The 15,122-nt window shown below is 73.1% G+C and carries 10 protein-coding genes; 9 read left to right on the forward strand and 1 reads right to left on the reverse strand.

What is annotated here, in order from left to right; all coding sequences use genetic code 11:
- Window positions 1–39 precede the first annotated feature (39 nt).
- From ACWEEU_RS13325 to ACWEEU_RS13335, 3 genes are all read left to right on the forward strand, one after another.
- Window positions 40–2,355 (forward strand): HelD family protein, encoded by a 2,316-nt coding sequence (locus ACWEEU_RS13325; RefSeq protein ID WP_385749716.1) that lies wholly within the window; start codon window positions 40–42, stop codon window positions 2,353–2,355.
- A 338-nt stretch (window positions 2,356–2,693) separates the two neighbouring features.
- The gene (locus ACWEEU_RS13330) at window positions 2,694–4,121 is read left to right on the forward strand and encodes a malic enzyme-like NAD(P)-binding protein (RefSeq protein ID WP_451731690.1); all 1,428 of its coding nucleotides are present in this window, start codon (window positions 2,694–2,696) and stop codon (window positions 4,119–4,121) included.
- A gap of 265 nt (window positions 4,122–4,386) precedes the next feature.
- A complete protein-coding gene (locus ACWEEU_RS13335) occupies window positions 4,387–4,668 on the forward strand; it encodes an HU family DNA-binding protein (RefSeq protein ID WP_018549700.1) in 282 nt (93 codons plus the stop codon).
- Window positions 4,669–4,838: 170 nt separating this feature from the next.
- On the opposite strand, the gene murA is transcribed toward ACWEEU_RS13335, so the two are convergent.
- Window positions 4,839–6,179 carry a UDP-N-acetylglucosamine 1-carboxyvinyltransferase gene (gene murA / locus ACWEEU_RS13340; RefSeq protein WP_385745197.1) on the reverse strand — a complete coding sequence of 447 codons (1,341 nt, stop codon included), beginning with the start codon at window positions 6,177–6,179 and terminating at the stop codon, window positions 4,839–4,841.
- A 514-nt stretch (window positions 6,180–6,693) separates the two neighbouring features.
- Here murA and ACWEEU_RS13345 point away from each other — a divergent pair.
- The 6 genes from ACWEEU_RS13345 (at window position 6,694) to ACWEEU_RS13370 (ending at window position 14,802) form a co-directional block, all read left to right on the forward strand.
- Window positions 6,694–7,266, forward strand: a complete 573-nt coding sequence (locus tag ACWEEU_RS13345) for a YqgE/AlgH family protein (RefSeq protein WP_451731694.1) — start codon at window positions 6,694–6,696, stop codon at window positions 7,264–7,266.
- Window positions 7,267–7,295: 29 nt separating this feature from the next.
- The gene (locus tag ACWEEU_RS13350; RefSeq protein WP_018549697.1) at window positions 7,296–7,577 is read left to right on the forward strand and encodes a DUF3039 domain-containing protein; all 282 of its coding nucleotides are present in this window, start codon (window positions 7,296–7,298) and stop codon (window positions 7,575–7,577) included.
- A gap of 355 nt (window positions 7,578–7,932) precedes the next feature.
- The gene (locus ACWEEU_RS13355; protein WP_451731697.1) at window positions 7,933–9,645 is read left to right on the forward strand and encodes a beta-N-acetylhexosaminidase; all 1,713 of its coding nucleotides are present in this window, start codon (window positions 7,933–7,935) and stop codon (window positions 9,643–9,645) included.
- Window positions 9,646–9,869: 224 nt separating this feature from the next.
- On the forward strand, window positions 9,870–10,763 hold the full coding sequence (locus ACWEEU_RS13360) for an FAD binding domain-containing protein (RefSeq protein WP_385745201.1): 894 nt from the start codon (window positions 9,870–9,872) through the stop codon (window positions 10,761–10,763).
- The gene (locus ACWEEU_RS13365) at window positions 10,760–12,496 is read left to right on the forward strand and encodes a 2Fe-2S iron-sulfur cluster-binding protein (protein ID WP_451731700.1); all 1,737 of its coding nucleotides are present in this window, start codon (window positions 10,760–10,762) and stop codon (window positions 12,494–12,496) included. The genes ACWEEU_RS13360 and ACWEEU_RS13365 overlap by 4 nt, the downstream gene beginning before the upstream one ends.
- Window positions 12,493–14,802, forward strand: a complete 2,310-nt coding sequence (locus tag ACWEEU_RS13370; RefSeq protein WP_385745205.1) for a xanthine dehydrogenase family protein molybdopterin-binding subunit — start codon at window positions 12,493–12,495, stop codon at window positions 14,800–14,802. The genes ACWEEU_RS13365 and ACWEEU_RS13370 overlap by 4 nt, the downstream gene beginning before the upstream one ends.
- Window positions 14,803–15,122 lie beyond the last annotated feature (320 nt).

Consider the following 15,122-nt stretch of genomic DNA (forward strand, 5'->3'; position numbering starts at 1 on the left):
TACGGTTGACGGCTGCCCAGCACGTCAGAAGGGGGCCCGGTGGCCGCTCAGGTTCAGCAGTCCGCGGTCGGCTCGGTACACGACGCACAGGATTCCGCGCGTGACCGAGAGATCAGCGTCGAACAGGAACACCTGGACCGGGTGTACCGGCGGCTCGAGGAGAAGATCCACGAGGCCGAGTTCCTCATGCACGACGCGGCCCAGCGCGGCCAGGTGGGCACACCCGGCGCGCTGGCCGAACGGGACGCGCAGGTCTTCCGGGCCGGCATCCATCTGAACCGGCTGAACAACGAGTTCGAGGACTTCCTGTTCGGCCGGATCGACCTGCTCCGCGGCAAGGACGGCAAGAAGGGCCCCGACGGCGCCTACACCGCCGTCGAGCCCGCCGAGGGCGCGGTCCGCGACGACCACACCGCCGACATCGCCGAGACCCTGCACATCGGGCGCATCGGCGTGCTCGACGAGGACTACTCCCCGCTCGTCATCGACTGGCGCGCGCCCGCCGCCGCCCCCTTCTACCGCTCCACGCCGGTCGACCCCGGCCGGGTCGTGCGCCGCCGGGTCATCCGCTCCCGCCAGCGCCGCGTCCTCGGCGTCGAGGACGACCTCATGCGCCCCGAGCTGAAGGCGAACCTGGACGGCCACGAGCTGGCGGTCATCGGCGACGGCGCCCTGATGGCCGCCCTCGGTCAGGCGCGCGGGCACACCATGCGGGACATCGTCTCCTCCATCCAGGCCGAACAGGACCTGGTCATCCGCGCCCCCGCCAACTCCGTCACCTACGTCGAGGGCGGCCCCGGCACCGGCAAGACCGCCGTCGCCCTGCACCGCGCGGCCTATCTGCTCTACCAGGACCGCAGACGCTACGCGGGCGGCATCCTGATCGTCTCGCCCACCCCGCTGCTCGTGGCCTACACCGAGGGCGTGCTGCCCTCGCTCGGCGAGGAGGGCCAGGTCGCCATCCGCGCGCTCGGCTCCCTGGTCGACGGCGTCGAGGCCACCCTCCACGACACCCCGGCCGTGGCCCGCGCCAAGGGCTCGTACCGGATGCTCAAGGTCCTCCGGAAGGCCGCGCGCGGCGCCCTCGAACTCGGCACCCCCGGCAGCACCCCGCCCGACCGGCTCCGCGTGGTCGCCTTCGGCCGCCGCCTCGAACTGGAGGCCGGGGAACTGGAGCACGTCCGCCGTACCGCCCTCAGCGGCACCGCGCCGGTCAACCTGCTCCGCCCGCGCGCCCGCAAACTGCTCCTGGACGCCCTGTGGGCCAGGTCCGGCGCCGCGGGACGGCACACCGACCCCGAGCTGGCCGCCGAACTGCGCGCCTCCTTCGACGACGACGTGACCAGCGAGGACTCCTTCCTCGCCTTCCTGGACGCCTGGTGGCCCGAGCTGACCCCCAAGGGCGTCCTCACCGCCATGGCCGACGAAAAGCGCCTGGGCCGCTTCTCGCGCCGCGTGTTCAACCCCGGCGAGGTCCGCAAGGTCGCCCGCTCGCTCAAGCGCGACGGGTACTCCGTGCACGACGTCGCCCTCCTGGACGAGCTCCAGGCGATCCTCGGCGTGCCCGCCCGCCCCCGCAAGAAGCGCGACATGGACCCGCTGGCCCACCTCACCGGCCTGGAGGAGCTGATGCCGGTGCGCGAGGAGACCCAGCGCGAGCGGGCCGAGCGGCTCGCCCAGGAGCGCACCGAGTACGCCCACGTCATCGTGGACGAGGCCCAGGACCTCACCCCCATGCAGTGGCGCATGGTCGGCCGCCGCGGCCGGCACGCCACCTGGACGGTCGTCGGCGACCCCGCCCAGTCGTCCTGGTCCGACCCCGACGAGGCGGCCGAGGCCCGCGACGAGGCCCTCGGCTCCCGCCCCCGCCGCCGCTTCGAGCTGACCGTCAACTACCGCAACCCCTCCGAGATCGCCGAGCTGGCCTCCAAGGTCCTCGCCCTCGCCATGCCCGGCGCCGAGCCGCCCTCCGCCGTACGCTCCACCGGCGTCGAACCCCGCTTCCGCGTCGTGGACGAGTCCCTCGGCGCCACCGTCCGCGAGGAGGCGATCCGCCTCCTCGGGCTGGTCGACGGCACGGTCGGCGTCGTCGTCGCCATGAACCGCCGCGAGGAGGCCCGCCGCTGGCTGGCCGGGCTCGGCGACCGCGTGGTGGCCCTCGGCAGCCTGGAGGCCAAGGGCCTGGAGTACGACGCGACGGTCGTCGTCTCCCCGGCCGAGATCGCGGACGAGTCCCCGGCGGGTCTGCGCGTGCTCTACGTCGCGCTCACCCGCGCCACCCAGCAGCTCACCGTGGTCTCCGGCGAGCGGGACGTGCCGGACGCGGCCGGGGTGCCGGACCTGCTGCGCGACTGATCCGCGCGGTCGGCTCCGACCCGCCGCGCGGCTGAATCCGGCGAGCCGCGCGCACACGGGAATGCCCTCCGGCACCTGTTTGTTAGCCTTGTCGTGACACCGGCTCGATCCAAGCCCCCGGGCCCAACCTTCGTCGCTACGAGCGACCACTTGCCGCGAGGCGAGCATGGCGGGTCGGTGTCATGAGTGTGAGCGAGAGGCCCACGTCCCTGTGACGTGGGCCTCTCGTCTTGGAGAACACAATGTCCGCAACCGGGGGCGACTACCACGTACCCGTCGGTAGGTGCGACGATCGGACGGCACAACACGCGACACGGTGAAAGCAGAGGAAGTCGGCCATGGCAACGGCGCCCAGCGTCTCCTACTCGATGACCATCCGGTTGGAGGTGCCCGCGAGCGGAACGGCCGTATCGCAGCTCACCACCGCCGTGGAGTCCTCCGGAGGCTCGGTCACCGGCCTCGACGTCACCGCCTCCGGGCACGAGAAGCTCCGGATCGACGTCACCATCGCCGCCAGCTCCACCGCGCACGCCGAGCAGATCGTCGAGCAGCTCCGCACCATCGAGGGCGTCACCCTCGGCAAGGTCTCGGACCGTACGTTCCTGATGCACCTCGGCGGCAAGATCGAGATGCAGTCCAAGCACCCCATCCGCAACCGTGACGACCTCTCCATGGTCTACACGCCCGGTGTGGCCCGCGTCTGCATGGCCATCGCGCAGAACCCCGAGGACGCCCGCCGCCTCACCATCAAGCGCAACTCGGTTGCGGTCGTGACGGACGGCTCCGCGGTGCTCGGCCTCGGCAACATCGGCCCCAAGGCCGCGCTGCCGGTCATGGAGGGCAAGGCCGCGCTGTTCAAGCGCTTCGCGGGCATCGACGCCTGGCCGATCTGCCTGGACACCCAGGACACCGACGCCATCGTCGAGATCGTCAAGGCCATCGCCCCCGGCTTCGCGGGCATCAACCTGGAGGACATCTCCGCGCCCCGCTGCTTCGAGATCGAGGCCCGGCTGCGCGAGGCCCTGGACATCCCCGTCTTCCACGACGACCAGCACGGCACCGCCATCGTCGTCCTCGCCGCGCTCACCAACGCGCTGCGCGTCACCGGCCGCTCCATGGAGAACATCCGGGTCGTCATGTCCGGCGCGGGCGCGGCCGGTACGGCCATCCTCAAGCTCCTGCTCGCCGCCGGGGTGAAGAACGCGGTCGTCGCCGACATCAACGGTGTCGTCCACGCGGGCCGCGAGGACCTGGTGGACGCCCCGGCCGGCTCCGCGCTGCGCTGGATCGCGGACAACACCAACCCCGAGGGCCTGACCGGCACCCTGAAGGAGGCCGTGCGCGGCGCGGACGTCTTCATCGGCGTCTCCGCCCCGAACGTCCTGGACGGCGACGACGTGGCCGCCATGGCGGACGGCGCGATCGTGTTCGCGCTCGCGAACCCCGACCCCGAGGTGGACCCCGCCGTCGCCCGCCAGACGGCCGCCGTCGTCGCCACCGGCCGCTCGGACTTCCCGAACCAGATCAACAACGTGCTGGTCTTCCCGGGTGTCTTCCGCGGTCTCCTGGACGCGCAGTCCCGCACCGTCAACACGGAGATGATGCTCGCCGCCGCGCAGGCGCTGGCGAACGTCGTCACCGAGGACGAGCTGAACCCCAACTACATCGTGCCCAGCGTCTTCAACGACAAGGTCGCGGGCGCGGTCGCCGGAGCCGTGCGCGAGGCGGCCAAGGCCGCCGGAGCGGCGTCGCCCTCCGCGTCGTAGCCGCAGGTACCGTAGGGTGCGGGGGTTGTGATGATCGACACGGCCCCCGCACGGCGAGTCGTGGGAAGTCCTTTGCCCGGCGCCCTCTAGGGTGACGGCCGGGCAGGCGCGTCCGTGCGACTCCCCAGGGTGCTCTCATGACTCCTGCGGGTGCCGGATTGGCTTTCCCGCCGCAGGTAGGGGCAGGATGCGTCCCTGGGCGCGAGCGCATCGGCATCGATCTCACCTCACGCCTCAATGGCAAGAAGAACACGGGAGTAACAACATGAACCGCAGTGAGCTGGTGGCCGCGCTGGCCGACCGCGCCGAGGTGACCCGCAAGGACGCCGACGCCGTGCTGGCCGCGTTCGCCGAGGTCGTCGGCGACATCGTCTCCAAGGGCGACGAGAAGGTCACCATCCCCGGCTTCCTGACCTTCGAGCGCACCCACCGTGCCGCTCGTACCGCGCGCAACCCGCAGACCGGTGAGCCCATCAACATCCCGGCCGGCTTCAGCGTGAAGGTCTCGGCGGGCTCGAAGCTCAAGGAAGCCGCCAAGGGCAAGTAAGCGTTCCGCTGGGGACACCGGGCAACTGAGCGCCGTCGCGACCTGCGAGCCGCCGGTGGCTGGTCGCGCAGTTCCCCGCGCCCCTCACGGGGCACGTTCCCGTGGTCGTGGTCAAAATGGGCGGCCCCCCTGTCACCAGGGGGGCCGCCCGTTCTGCGTGTGGGGAACCGTCAGCTCAGGGCCTTGCCGGGGAGTTCGACCTTGGCGCCGAGTTCCACGAGCTTGTCCATGAAGTTCTCGTAGCCGCGGTTGATCAGGTCGATGCCGTGGACACGGGACGTGCCCTCGGCGGCCAGTGCCGCGATCAGGTACGAGAAGCCGCCGCGCAGGTCGGGGATGACCAGGTCGGCGCCCTGCAGCTTGGTCGGTCCCGAGACGACCGCCGAGTGCAGGAAGTTGCGCGCGCCGAAGCGGCAGTCCGAGCCGCCCAGGCACTCGCGGTAGAGCTGGATGTGCGCGCCCATCTGGTTGAGCGCGGAAGTGAAGCCGAGGCGGGACTCGTAGACCGTCTCGTGGATGATCGACAGGCCGGTGGCCTGGGTCAGCGCCACCACCAGCGGCTGCTGCCAGTCGGTCTGGAAACCGGGGTGGACGTCCGTCTCCAGCGCGATGGACTTGAGCTGACCGCCCGGGTGCCAGAAGCGGATGCCCTCGTCGTCGATCTCGAAGGCGCCGCCGACCTTGCGGTAGGTGTTCAGGAACGTCATCATCGAGCGCTGCTGGGCGCCGCGCACGTAGATGTTGCCGTGGGTCGCGAGGGCCGCCGAGGCCCAGGACGCGGCCTCCAGGCGGTCCGGCAGGGCGCGGTGGGTGTAGCCGCCGAGCTTGTCCACACCGGTGATGCGGATGGTGCGGTCGGTGTCCATCGCGATGATCGCGCCCATCTTCTGCAGTACGCAGATGAGGTCCTCGATCTCGGGCTCGACGGCCGCGTTGGACAGCTCGGTGACGCCCTCGGCCAGCACGGCCGTCAGCAGGACCTGCTCGGTGGCGCCCACGGAGGGGTACGGCAGGTCGATCTTCGTACCGCGCAGGCGCTGCGGGGCCTCCAGGTACTGGCCGTCCGCGCGCTTCTCGATGGTCGCGCCGAACTGGCGGAGCACGTCGAAGTGGAAGTCGATCGGCCGGCCGCCGATGTCGCAGCCGCCCAGGCCCGGGATGAAGGCGTGGCCGAGGCGGTGCAGCAGGGGGCCGCAGAAGAGGATCGGGATGCGGCTGGAACCGGCGTGGGCGTCGATGTCGGCGACGTTCGCGCTCTCGACGTAGGTCGGGTCGAGCACCAGTTCGCCGGGCTCGTCGCCCGGGCGGACCGTCACGCCGTGCAACTGGAGCAGGCCGCGGACGACCCGTACGTCACGGATGTCCGGGACGTTGCGCAGGCGGCTCGGCTCGCTGCCCAGCAGGGCGGCGACCATGGCCTTCGGCACGAGGTTCTTCGCACCGCGGACACGGATCTCGCCCTCCAGCGGGGTTCCGCCGTGGACAAGCAGGACATCGTCGTTGACGGTCATGTATCTCGCGTTCCGATGAGTGTCGGGCAGGGGTCGGCCGATCACTTTGCGCAGGGGCCGGAGAGACAGGGTAAACGCCGATCACCCCCCACCCGTAAGCCCGATCCCGCTATCGCCGTGTCACAACACGAACGGTTTCCTGGCGAGTACGGGGGGTTACCGCGCTGGTGGGGCGGGGTGGACGCCGGGGGCCGACGAGGAGAGAGTGGCCCGGTGGCCCGGTGGCCCGGTGGCCCGGTGGCCCGGTGGCCCGGTGGCCCGGTGGCCCGGTGGCCGGGTTCGGGGGCGGGGCCGTCCGTCCGGGGTCGGACGAGGGGCGGTGGCCGGAGCGGGTCTGTCGCCGCCGGGGCCGCGTGGGCCCGTCCGCGCCGCGTTCCGCCGTCCGTCGCCGGCCCGCAAGCGGTCGCGCCCCTCCCGGCACCCCGGTCGCCGCGCCACGTGTCCACCCGTACCCGCCCCAAGTTCACCCCCGCTCGCTCCCCACGGCGCGGTGAGATGCGGGATCATGGCTGGCATGACCGAGGTGTCCTCGCTCACGGGGCGGTTGCTCGTGGCCACGCCTGCCCTGGCGGATCCGAATTTCGATCGTGCGGTGGTGCTGCTCCTCGACCACGACGAGGAGGGGTCGCTGGGGGTTGTGCTGAACCGGCCCACACCCGTGGGGGTGGGGGACATCCTGGCGGGGTGGGAGACGCTCGCGGGGGAGCCCGGGGTGGTCTTCCAGGGAGGGCCCGTCTCGCTGGACTCCGCGCTCGGGGTCGCCGTGATCCCGGGCGGCGACGGCGGGGACACGGCACCGCTCGGATGGCGGCGGGTGCACCGGGCGATCGGACTGGTGGACCTGGAGACCCCGCCGGAGCTGCTCGCGTCCGCGCTGGGCTCGCTGCGGATCTTCGCCGGGTACGCCGGCTGGGGCCCGGGTCAACTGGAGGACGAAGTGGCCCAGGGCGCCTGGTACGTGGTGGAGTCGGAGCCGGGCGACATCTCCTCCCCGGCGCCCGAGAAGCTGTGGCGCGAGGTGCTGCGCCGGCAGCGCAACGAACTGGCGATGGTGGCCACCTATCCGGACGACCCGTCGCTCAACTGAAGCGGCCCGGCTTCAGTACCCTTGGCGGTATGAGCACTCTCGAGCCCGAGCGCGGGACTGGTACGGGAACCCTCGTCGAGCCGACGCCGCAGGTCTCCCACGGCGACGGCGACCATGAGCGCTTCGCCCATTACGTCCAGAAGGACAAGATCATGGCGAGCGCGCTCGACGGCACGCCCGTCGTGGCGCTGTGCGGCAAGGTGTGGGTGCCCGGCCGTGACCCGAAGAAGTACCCCGTCTGCCCCATGTGCAAAGAGATCTACGAATCCATGAGCAGCGGCGGCGACGACAAGGGCGGCGACAAGAAGTAAAGAAGTAAGGGCCCCCTCCCGTCCCGATCTCACGAGGCTCCCGGCACGCGCGTGGACGCGTTTCCCCGGGGGCCTTCGTGTTCCCCGGAAGCGCGGCTGGGGTGCCGCGCGACGTGTTTCAGGCGTATTACGTGTGAACCCGGTTCACGCTCCACTCGCCGCACACCGTCGTTTCACGCCCGCCCCGCGTGAACGTCATTCACCCCTGCCCCGCTGGTTTCGCGCGCACGTTCGCAAGATCGTCGGACCGCGTGTTTCCGCGATTTCCCGCCGAGGCGTTCCCTCGCTCCCCGAGTGTTTCGCCCCGCCCCTGGGCACCGTCCTCCCTGTGACGCGAGACAAGGGGTGGGCGGAAGTGACGGATGTGATTCCCGCGCCCGTCGCCACGACGGAGAACGGTCCCGGTGGATTCACCCTCACTGAATCCACCGGCATCGCCGCCGGAGCAGGCGCGAGCGGCACCGAACGCTGGCTGAGGTCGGCCCTCGGCGCCGCCACCGGCCTCGCCCTGCCCCCGGCCGGCGCGGACCGGACGGACACCGTACGGCTCACCGTCGATGCCGCCGTCACCGCCTGCCTCGGCCCCGAGGGCTATCGGCTCACCGTCACCCCCACCACCGCCGACCTGCGCGGCGGCGGCCCCGCCGGGCTGTTCCGGGGCGCCCAGACGCTGCGGCAGCTGCTCGGCCCCGACGCCTTCCGCCGCGCCCCGCTCCCCGGCCGCACCTGGCGTCTCCCGTCCGTGCGGATCGAGGACACCCCACGCTTCGCCTGGCGCGGACTGCTGCTCGACGTGGCCCGGCACTTCATGCCCAAGGAAGGCGTACTGCGCCTGCTCGATCTGCTCGCCGCGCACAAACTCAACGTGCTGCACCTGCATCTGACGGATGATCAGGGCTGGCGTATCGAGATCCGCCGTCATCCGGGGCTCACGGAGACCGGCTCCTGGCGGGCCCGGACCAAATTCGGCCACCGTGCCTCACCCCTGTGGGAACACAAACCGCACGGCGGTCACTACACCCAGGACGACATCCGGGAGATCGTCTCCTACGCCGCCGAACGGCATATCACCGTCGTCCCCGAAATCGATCTTCCCGGTCACTCCCAGGCGGCCATCGCCGCGTATCCGGAACTCGGCAACACCGACGCCGTCGACACCGCCGCGCTCACCGTCCGGGACGACTGGGGGATCTCGCCGCACGTCCTCGCGCCCACCGAAGCCGTACTGCGTTTCTACGAGGGCGTGCTGGAAGAGGTGCTGGAACTGTTCCCCTCGCCGATCGTGCACCTGGGGGGCGACGAGTGCCCGGTGGACCAGTGGCGGGCGTCGGCCGTGGCGCGGGCCCGGGTCGAGGAACTGGGGCTCGCCGACGTGGAGGCGCTGCGCTCCTGGTTCACCGGCCACTTCGGGGCATGGCTCGCCGCGCGGGGCCGGGTGCTCGGCGGGTGGGACGAGATCCTGGACGGTCCCGTACCGGACGGCGCGGTCGTCTCCTGCTGGCGCGGTCTCGCGGCCGGGGCGGAGGCCGTACAAGCCGGGCACGACGTGGTGATGTGCCCCGAGCAGCAGGTCTACCTCGACCACCGCCAGGCGCCCGGCGCCGACGAGCCGGTGCCGATCGGCTACGTGCGCACCCTGGAGGACGTCTACCGCTTCGACCCCGTTCCGCCCGGACTCACTCCGGCCGAGACGAGCCGTGTCCTCGGTGCCCAGGCCAACGTGTGGACCGAGGCGATGGAGGACGCCGGACGCGTGGACTACCAGGTCTTCCCCCGGCTCGCCGCGTTCGCGGAGGCCGCCTGGAGCCCGCTGCCCCCGCCCGCCGAACGGGACTTCGCGGACTTCGAGCGCCGTATGACCGCCCACTACCGCCGCCTGGACGCCCTCGGCGTCGCCTACCGCCCGCCCGCCGGCCCCCGCCCCTGGCAGCGCCGTCCGGGGGTGCCGGGCAAGCCGTTCCCGGGCCCGCCCCCGGCGTCCCCGGCCCCGCCGCGCCCGGCCCCGGCGGCCGGGCTGCCCGCGCCCGCCACCCCCGTCGACTCGAACGACCTGCCGACGAACACGTAATGGAAAAAGCCCCCGGGACTCGCCGAAGCGGGTCAATCGGACCAGCCGTGCGATGGCGGTGGAAACCGGGTCGTACGGCCGGAGGCGCGGCTCAACACCCCTGGCGGACCCCGGCGTCCGGGGCTTGCGAAGATGTGCCAGAGTTGCCACGTCCGCCCTGTCAGGCCGTACCGTACGGCAGCACAGGCGGGGACCAGGTGGGGCAGCGGGAAGGGGCAGCCGGTTTGACCACGCACGCACCGCAGGCGGCGCAGGTCGTCACGCTGCCCACGACACTGGACGAGGCGGTGGCGGCCCTGACCGCCAACCCGACCGCCGTCCCCGTCGCGGGCGGCACCGATCTGATGCACGCGGTCAACTCCGGCAGGCTCAGGCCCGCCGCGCTCGTCGGCCTCGGCCGGATCAGCGAGATCCGCGGCTGGCAGTACCAGGACGGCCACGCCCTGCTCGGCGCCGGACTCACCCACGCCCGCATGGGCCGCCCCGACTTCGCCGCCCTCATCCCGGCGCTCGCCGCCGCCGCGCGCGCCGCGGGCCCGCCGCACATCCGCAACGCGGGCACCCTCGGCGGCAACATCGCCTCCGCCGCCCCGACCGGCGACGCGCTGCCGGTCCTGGCCGCGCTGGAGGCCACGCTGATCATCGCCGGGCTCGACGGCGCCCGCCGCGAGATCCCGGTCTCGCACCTGCTGGCCGGCGTCGAGATGCTGAACGGCGGCGAGGTCATCGGCTACGTCCGCGTACCGCTGCTGCACGCCCCCCAGGTCTTCCTCAAGGCCACGGGCCGCACCGGACCCGGCCGCGCCGTCGCCTCCGTGGCGCTCGTGCTCGACCCCGCCCGGCGCGGGGTGCGGTGCGCCGTCGGCGCCATCGCGCCGATGCCGCTGCGCCCGCTGGAGGCCGAGCAGTGGGTCGCGCAGCTCATCGACTGGGACAACGACCGCGCGCTGGTCCCCGAGGCCCTGCAGGCCTTCGGGGAGTACGTCGCCGCGGCCTGCATCCCCGACCCGGCCCCCGGGCCGGACGGCACGGTGGCAGCGCTGCCACCCGCCGTACTGCACCTGCGGCGCACCGTCGCCGCGCTGGCCCGACGAGCACTGGGGAGGGCGCTGTCGTGACCGACGACCAGCACGGAGAGGGCACGCCCCAGGGCGGCGGCCGGTGGAACCCGCTGCCCCAGGGCGAGTACGACGACGGCGCCACCGCCTTCGTCCAGCTCCCCGAGGGCGGCATCGACGCCCTGCTGTCCGGCGACAGCCCGCTGGCCGCGCCGGGTCACGGCTACGTGCCGCCCCGGATCGACCCCGCCCCGCCCGCCGACGGCCAGGCACCGCCCGCCGCGCCGGGCGGCTGGGGCGCGCCCGCCGACGCCCATCAGTGGCCCGTACCGGGCGAACAGGGCGGCGGCGACCGCTTCACGTACGACCCGCAGACGACCCCGTATCCGCAGGACGCTCACACCGGGCGGCACGACACGGGTCAGCACCCCGCCGCCGACTACCCGGGTACGGGTCAGTACCCCGGCGCCGAACACCACGGCATGGCGCAGCACCAGGGCACCGAGCAGCACACCGCGCCCCACCAGCCCGCCGCCGACCAGCACTGGACCGTCGAGGAGCCCCCCGCGCCGGGGCACGACGTCACCGGGCACTGGTCCGTACCTGTTGCGGGCGGTGAGCTGCCGGACGAGTCGGGCGAGTTCACCACGTCCGTACTGGCGGAGCAGTGGGGGACCGGCGCGCCCGCGACCCTGCCCGGCGGCGCGGCGGCGCCCTGGGCGACCGAGCCCGCGGACGACCCCTGGGGGCGTTCGCAGGAGCCCGGGCGGCACACCCCGGCGGAGGGCACGCACCTGCCGGAGGAGGTGTACGCGGGCGGCCCGGACGAGGACGCCTACGGCACCGAGGCCGACGCCGTCGAGGAGGCCCCCGAGGGCCACGCCGACGGTCCGGCGGCACCCGCTGCGGCCACGGAAACCGGCCCCGCCCCGGAGGCGGCGGAGCACGCCGACGAGGACGGCCGGGCGGAGCCGGAGGCGGAGTTCGCGCCCGAGACCGACGGGCAGGAGCTCGACCGGCCCGAACCCGAGGCCGGTGACCCGGAGCCCGAGCCCGACGCCGAGCCCCTCCCGCCCCACGACGACCACCCCCTCGCCTCCTACGTCCTGCGGGTCAACGGCGCCGACCGCCCCGTGACCGACGCCTGGATCGGCGAGTCCCTGCTGTACGTGCTGCGCGAGCGGCTCGGTCTGGCGGGCGCCAAGGACGGCTGCTCCCAGGGCGAGTGCGGGGCGTGCAACGTCCAGGTGGACGGCCGTCTGGTCGCCTCCTGCCTGGTCCCGGCGGTCACCACGGCCGGCAGCGAGGTCCGTACCGTCGAGGGCCTGGCCGCCGACGGCCACCCCTCCGACGTGCAGCGCGCGCTCGCCCGCTGCGGCGCCGTGCAGTGCGGCTTCTGCGTGCCCGGCATCGCGATGACCCTGCACGACCTGCTGGAGGGCAACCCGGCCCCCACGGAGCTGGAGACCCGGCAGGCCCTGTGCGGCAACCTCTGCCGCTGCTCGGGCTACCGGGGCGTCCTGGACGCCGTGCAGGAGGTCGTCGCGGAGCGCGAGGCGCACGCGGCCGCCGAGGCCGAGGCCGGGGCGGACGGCGACACCGCCCGCATCCCGCACCAGGCGCCCCCCGGCGCCGGAGGCGTCAACCCCTCGGCGTTCGAGGCGCCCGGCGCCTTCGACACCCCCGGGGACCAGCACCAGCAGTACCCGCCGCAGGGCCCGTACGCCCCGCACGAGCAGGACCCGTACGCCCAGCAGGACCCGTACTACGGCCAGGACGGAGGCCAGGCGTGAGCAACGAAGCCGCCACCGCGACCCCCGCGGCGGAAGCGGTCCCCGCTCCCGAGCCGCTGCCGCACGGCCTCGGCGCCTCACTGCCGCACGCCGACGCCCGCGCCAAGACCGAGGGCACCTTCCCCTACGCCGCCGACCTGTGGGCCGAGGGCCTGCTGTGGGCGGCCGTGCTGCGCTCCCCGCACGCGCACGCGCGCATCGTGTCCATCGACACCACCCACGCCCGCGAGATGCCCGGCGTCCGCGCCGTCATCACCCACGAGGACGTGCCCGGCACCCCCCGGCACGGCCGGGGCACCCCGGACCGTCCGGTGTTCGCCTCCGAGGTCGTACGCCACCACGGCGAGCCCATCGCCGCCGTCGCCGCCGACCACCCCGACACCGCGCGGATGGCGGCCGCCGCCGTCATCGTCGAGTACGAACTCCTCGACCCGGTCACCGACCCAGAGCAGGCGTTCGAGGCCGAACCCCTGCACCCCGACGGCAACTTGATCCGGCACATCCCCCTGCACCACGGCGACCCGGAGGCCGCGGGCGAGATCGTCGTCGAGGGGCTGTACCGCATCGGCCGCCAGGACCCCGCGCCCATCGGCGCCGAGGCCGGGCTCGCCGTGCCGCGTCCCGACGGCGGGGTGGAGCTGTATCTCGCCTCCACCGACCCGCACACCGACCGCAACACGGCCGCCGCCTGCTACGGACTGCCCGCCGACCGCGTGAAGATCGTCGTCACCGGCGTGCCCGGCGCGACCGCCGACCGTGAGGACCAGGGCTTCCAACTCCCGCTCGGTCTGCTGGCGTTGAAGACCGGCTGCCCGGTGAAGCTCGCGGCCAACCGCGAGGAGTCCTTCCTCGGCCACGCCCACCGCCACCCGACCCTGCTGCGCTACCGCCACCACGCGGACGCCGAGGGCAAGCTGGTCAAGGTGGAGGCGCAGATCCTGCTCGACGCGGGCCCCTACGCGGACACTTCGGCGGACGCGCTCGCCGCCGCCGTCTCCTTCGCCTGCGGTCCCTACGTCGTCCCGAACGCCTTCATCGAGGGCTGGGCCGTGCGCACCAACAACCCGCCCTCCGGCCATGTGCGCGGCGAGGGCGCGATGCAGGTGTGCGCCGCCTACGAGGCGCAGATGGACAAGCTGGCCAGGAAACTCGACCTGGACCCGGCCGAGTTGAGGCTGCGCAACGTGCTCGCCACCGGTGACGTGCTGCCCATCGGGCAGACCGTGACCTGCCCGGCGCCGGTGGCCGAACTCCTCCAGGCGGTGCAGGAGTTCCCGCTGCCGCCCCTGCCCAAGGACACCCCCGAGGAGGACTGGCTGCTGCCCGGCGGCCCCGAGGGCGCGGGCGAGCCGGGCGCGGTGCGCCGGGGCGTCGGCTACGGCCTCGGCATGGTCCACATGCTCGGCGCCGAGGGCGCGGACGAGGTCTCCACGGCCACCGTCAAGGTCCACGACGGCGTCGCGACCGTGCTGTGCGCGGCGGTGGAGTCGGGGCAGGGTTTCACCACGCTGGCCCGGCAGATCGTCCAGGACACCCTGGGCGTGGACGAGGTGCACGTGGCGCCCGTCGACACCGACCAGCCCGAGGCGGGCCCCGGCTGCCGGGGACGGCACACCTGGGTCTCCGGCGGCGCGGTGGAGCGCGCGGCCAAGATGGTCCGCACCCAGCTGCTCCAGCCGCTGGCGCACAAGTTCGGCATGTCCACCGAGCTGCTCCAGATCACCGACGGCAAGATCACGTCCTACGACGGCGTGCTCTCGACCACCGTCGCGGAGGCCCTGGAGGGCAAGGAACTGTGGGCGACGGCCCAGTGCCGCCCGCATCCGACCGAGCCGCTGGACGGCGCCGGTCAGGGGGACGCGTTCGTCGGCCTCGCCTTCTGCGCGATCCGCGCGGTGGTGGACGTGGACGTGGAGCTGGGCGCGGTCCGCGTGGTCGAGCTGGCGGTCGCGCAGGACGTGGGCCGGGTGCTGAACCCGGCGCAGTTGCGCGCCCGTATCGAGGGCGGGGTCACGCAGGGGGTGGGCATCGCGCTCACCGAGAACCTGCGCACCCCGCGCGGTCTGATCCGGCACCCGGATCTGACCGGCTACGCCCTCCCGACGTCGCTGGACGCGCCGGACATCCGTATCGTGAAGCTGGTCGAGGAGCGGGACGTGGTCGCGCCCTTCGGCGCCAAGTCGGTCTCGGCGGTGCCGGTGGTCACGGCCCCGGCCGCCGTCGCCTCCGCCGTCCGCGCGGCCACCGGCCGCCCGGTCAACCGCCTCCCGATCCGGCCTCAAGCAGCAGTGGTGACCTCGCAGTGACAGACGAACCTCGTTACGAACCGGCCCCGAGCGTGGGCAAGTTGTTCCTGTGGGTGCTGTTGTTCATCGTGGCGGCGATCGTCGTGGTCCTCGGCGGGATCTACTTCACCTGACGTGAGGGGCGGCGCCCGGTGCGTGGTGCTCCGGGGCGGGGGGTGTCTCGTACGTCACGTCCTTTTCTCACGCCGTGACGCAACGTGCGGCGGGGGTGGGGCGTCTTTACTGACGGGCCGTTGTCAGTGGCGCGGCGTAATGTTCCGGACGGTGGGTGTCCCGGCCGCGTGCTGCGGGTGAGCCCGGACGCGTCCCGTTCTCAGGGA

This window comes from Streptomyces sp. NPDC005004, assembly GCF_053600675.1.